The sequence below is a fragment of the Treponema sp. OMZ 805 genome (assembly GCF_050937395.1).
GTDB lineage: Bacteria > Spirochaetota > Spirochaetia > Treponematales > Treponemataceae > Treponema.
On record NZ_JACCLP010000027.1, the window covers coordinates 1 to 3,404 of the forward strand.

At 41.0% G+C, this 3,404-nt stretch carries 9 protein-coding genes; all 9 read right to left on the reverse strand.

All coding sequences use genetic code 11. The features are described from left to right. Positions 1-15: 15 nt before the first annotated feature. The gene (locus tag HGH47_RS11990; protein WP_432912634.1) at positions 16-375 is read right to left on the reverse strand and encodes a hypothetical protein; all 360 of its coding nucleotides are present in this window, start codon (positions 373-375) and stop codon (positions 16-18) included. Beyond that, positions 353-1,078: a hypothetical protein gene (locus HGH47_RS11995; RefSeq protein ID WP_432912637.1), complete on the reverse strand. Its 726-nt coding sequence runs from the start codon at positions 1,076-1,078 to the stop codon at positions 353-355. Before HGH47_RS11995 ends, HGH47_RS11990 begins: the two co-directional genes overlap by 23 nt. Before the next feature lies 1 nt (position 1,079). After that, the gene (locus HGH47_RS12000; protein WP_432912599.1) at positions 1,080-1,301 is read right to left on the reverse strand and encodes a hypothetical protein; all 222 of its coding nucleotides are present in this window, start codon (positions 1,299-1,301) and stop codon (positions 1,080-1,082) included. Next, positions 1,298-1,525: a hypothetical protein gene (locus HGH47_RS12005; protein WP_432912640.1), complete on the reverse strand. Its 228-nt coding sequence runs from the start codon at positions 1,523-1,525 to the stop codon at positions 1,298-1,300. Before HGH47_RS12005 ends, HGH47_RS12000 begins: the two co-directional genes overlap by 4 nt. A gap of 13 nt (positions 1,526-1,538) precedes the next feature. After that, entirely contained in the window at positions 1,539-1,742 is a 204-nt protein-coding gene (locus HGH47_RS12010) for a hypothetical protein (RefSeq protein WP_432912643.1), read from the reverse strand. After that, complete coding sequence (locus HGH47_RS12015; RefSeq protein ID WP_432912646.1) at positions 1,739-2,011, reverse strand: HU family DNA-binding protein; 273 nt, start codon at positions 2,009-2,011, stop codon at positions 1,739-1,741. Before HGH47_RS12015 ends, HGH47_RS12010 begins: the two co-directional genes overlap by 4 nt. A gap of 4 nt (positions 2,012-2,015) precedes the next feature. Then, a complete protein-coding gene (locus tag HGH47_RS12020) occupies positions 2,016-2,660 on the reverse strand; it encodes a DUF2786 domain-containing protein (RefSeq protein ID WP_432912648.1) in 645 nt (214 codons plus the stop codon). Continuing rightward, positions 2,650-3,033 (reverse strand): Mor transcription activator family protein, encoded by a 384-nt coding sequence (locus tag HGH47_RS12025; RefSeq protein ID WP_432912650.1) that lies wholly within the window; start codon positions 3,031-3,033, stop codon positions 2,650-2,652. The genes HGH47_RS12020 and HGH47_RS12025 overlap by 11 nt, the downstream gene beginning before the upstream one ends. Next, the coding region (locus tag HGH47_RS12030) for a phage protein GemA/Gp16 family protein (protein ID WP_432912653.1) at positions 3,030-3,404 on the reverse strand (375 nt) is incomplete at its 5' end. The genes HGH47_RS12030 and HGH47_RS12025, both read right to left, overlap by 4 nt.

The window sequence follows — 3,404 nt, forward strand, 5'->3', positions numbered from 1 at the left end:
GGTGTAAGTGTGCATTTAATATTTTCCCTCTGTAACTTCTACTTTTTCAAGCTCCAAACGCGTATCATCAAATTGGAACGGCTTGAAATCAATAACTTTAATTCCTGATTTATCTCCTAAAAATTTTAATTCATTATTTTCTTGTATGTATTCTTTTATTGCTGGTAAATTATCACCGAATTGCACACCCGCCTTTATTACGTCCATAGCACAATTTTCTATAACCGTATCAATAGGGTCTGTTACTCCGATTAGGTACCAGTCATCAGCACCTAGTATGGCTTCGGCTAACTCTTGTGTAAAAATATTTGTGTCTACTACGATTGTAACTTCTGCAACACCATAGTCATAATTAAAGTGATAAGTCTTTATCATTCTCTTTCTCCTCATCTAAAATAAATTCTCGAATAAACCTATTTGCATAAACGGGAGAAATAAAGTTTCTCATTTCTTCTCGTGTCATTGTTTCATCGCTTATTACTTTTTCGACAGTCCTTTTGACTTCGTTTTCGATATTTTCAAAACAAAAATTGTGTTCAGGATTGCAATTTATAAAGTAATATTTTGTTGGCTTTTTATATACATCTCCCCTCATAGTACGATCTACGTCAATGATACTCGGTTTTAAAGGAAAATATTGAGTTAAAAAATGCGGCTGTGTATATGGATTTTCAATAATAAGTCTCAATCGGTAAGACCGTGCGACCATACATAATTTACATAATCTATCATAATTCTTGCTAATTCCTTCAACGATGTCTTTTGAATAGTCCAATTTTTTGGAATCATCCCAGTTACGAGCTTGCGGCATTTCGCACCGGGCATTTAGTTGTACACGGCATGAAAATCGAGTGCACGGAAAAAATGCAAAAATCAAATCATTAGTAGAAATATGTTCAAAAATTGACATTTTTCCCGTGTAGGCTTTTTGAATTTCATCAAATAAGTCTATTTGATGATCTGTTTGGTTAAAATGATTTAATATATCACAATCTACTGCCGGTATACCAAGCTTCATAAATTCATTTTTAAATGTTCCTGTTTGCTCAAAAAAACACCATGCTTTATTTATTTTCATCTTATCTTCCCTCCAGTATTTCAAATGCTCTTAAAAATTGGCGATTACAACTGATACAATCGCCTTTGTTCCACTCATACTTGTGTCCATAGACGACCTCATCTTCAAGGATGAGCGGAAAGAATACTTCCCGTTCAGTGTTAAAGGTTTCGCCTACGCGGGCGGTAAATGCTCCATACCGGCTATGTACAACCTTTACCAGAGTACCTTTCAGAACAATCATCTTTTATTCCTCCTCTTTGTCGTTTCATACCGCTCTTTGATGTAACGTTTGATATGATCAGGAATGGGTATGCCTTTATGTTCAAGTTCAAAGGCCTTTAAAAGCAACTCCAGCTCTGCATTTAATTTCTTTAATTGCAGATACCGTCTTTTTTCAAAAAAGGTAAAATTAAATAAACAAGCTAGTAAAAAAGACAGCAAAATATTCACTATCAAAACAATCATTGTTTATTCCTCTCTATTCGGTTGCAAGCAGCGTGGTAATTTGCGCTGGGGTAAGTCCCAGCGCGTTAAGCGTCATAATGGCAACGACCGCGGCCGCTTCTTTTCCGGCATAATTAAGACTGTTCACCGCATGTGATATTTGTCCTGCACTTAGTTTGATGTATTCGGTTCCTTCCATGTACGGCGGCTTTTTGCCGTTTAGAAAAATCGTTTTCATTTTTTCAAAAGCTCCTTTCCTTGTAAACTTTTGCCGGGACGGAATTTTACCTTTACCCGTTCATCAACCGTTTTATTGGGGTTAAAACGGTTTTTATGCGCCGGTACGGTAACCGTATAAAACGTGCCGAACCCGCGCAGCTCTATCGTATTCCCCGCCTTTATGTTATCCGTAATCCAGCCGATAACCTTTTCCGCAATCTCACCTGCAGCTTGTCCGCAGCCTTCCTGTAAAAGATATTTTTTCAAATCCGCTTTTGTTACCTTCATATTTTTATCCCTCCAAGTAACCGTTGCGGGCGGTTGCCTGCCGGTGCAGCGACACCGTGCCGCCGTCAGCTACGCCGCGATAAAAGGCTTTACCACTATGGGTTGTTTTCAGTTCACTCCTCGTTATAATGCCGAATTCGTTTTCCGCTGCCTTTTTTACCGCAAGCAATTTATGTTCACGCTCAGGTGCCCATGACACTTGCTGTCCCAATTCATATATCCGAATTGCTAACCGGCAGACGATCCCGAAGCGGTACTGATTTTTGTATTTCAGCGTATTACGTTTACGCACGTTCTGCTTAACCATCCGGTCTATCGTTTTACTTAAATAGCCGTACATCTCTTTTGCCATAAATGCGTCGAATGATTCTCCGTAAAAAATCATTTCACCGCTTGAGGCGTCATGTAATGCCTCACAGGCATACAGCGATGCAACTGTGTTCGCAAGCGTTGACCGCCATGCCGATTCCCGCTTTGTTGCTTTGACCGTCTGCGACGCATACACGCATTCGGCTTCCGTTATGCGGTATTCTTCCATCAGTTCCTGCGCCTTTTGTAATGCTGCCATTGCCTCGTTCTCATTCGGGCTTTTTGACAGCGCTAACAGCTTTTTAATCCGCTTTTTAATGGTTTCTAAATCAGCATTCATAAAATAATTCTCCTTGTTCAAACGGTCTTGAGTGCGGCACATCCAGTTTAATTGGAGCTGCATCGGCTGTAACTTCTATATCAGGTAAGGGCTTTCCCGCTTTCAGCATTGCCCGCCGTTCGTTCGCTATTTTGTGTTCGATTTTGCGAATGTAGGACTTTGTATACCCGTATTTCCGTGCAAGGTCGGCATAAGTGAAACCGGAACGCAGTTCGGCATAGATTTGACGATGCTGCTCGGTAAGTCCTATCCGTTTCGGAAAGTAAAAACTGCTCCCCTCAAAAAATTCAAAGACTTTACGGGCATTGTCTTTACCGATGAGTAATTCCAACTGTTCAAGCGTCTCATTTGCCTCATCAAACGTCTCATTCATTTTTCTTTCATTCCCGCTTTAGCCGGTGCATCGGGATTGTATCCCGCCTTTTTCGCTATATCTCTTAAAGCAAGGATCACCTTTGTCGCATTGTCCTTGCTTATCCATTGGATATACTTAACGCCTGCAATGCGCTGTAACATTGCCTGCAACGATGCCTCATCTTTTGCCCTGCTTGCCATATCCCACAAGCCCCGTATGTAATACTCCTGCCGTGCGCTAATCCAATCGCCGGAGCGGCCGGTCTGCGGCGCGGTCTTTTTTAATCCGGTCTGTGCGGATTTACCGGCTTTCACTTTAAAGCCTAAATTTGCAAAGGCTTTCAGCACATCGTTATACTGTTGCCACGTCTTAATATCGCGTGCCGAGTC

Excerpts from the sequence above, each read along its gene's own strand:
- HGH47_RS11990 (WP_432912634.1), bottom strand. The coding sequence starts at position 375 with ATGATAAAGACTTATCACTTTAATTATGACTATGGTGTTGCAGAAGTT.
- HGH47_RS11995 (WP_432912637.1), bottom strand. The coding sequence starts at position 1,078 with ATGAAAATAAATAAAGCATGGTGTTTTTTTGAGCAAACAGGAACATTT.
- HGH47_RS12000 (WP_432912599.1), bottom strand. The coding sequence starts at position 1,301 with ATGATTGTTCTGAAAGGTACTCTGGTAAAGGTTGTACATAGCCGGTAT.
- HGH47_RS12005 (WP_432912640.1), bottom strand. The coding sequence starts at position 1,525 with ATGATTGTTTTGATAGTGAATATTTTGCTGTCTTTTTTACTAGCTTGT.
- HGH47_RS12010 (WP_432912643.1), bottom strand. The coding sequence starts at position 1,742 with ATGAAAACGATTTTTCTAAACGGCAAAAAGCCGCCGTACATGGAAGGA.
- HGH47_RS12015 (WP_432912646.1), bottom strand. The coding sequence starts at position 2,011 with ATGAAGGTAACAAAAGCGGATTTGAAAAAATATCTTTTACAGGAAGGC.
- HGH47_RS12020 (WP_432912648.1), bottom strand. The coding sequence starts at position 2,660 with ATGAATGCTGATTTAGAAACCATTAAAAAGCGGATTAAAAAGCTGTTA.
- HGH47_RS12025 (WP_432912650.1), bottom strand. The coding sequence starts at position 3,033 with ATGAATGAGACGTTTGATGAGGCAAATGAGACGCTTGAACAGTTGGAA.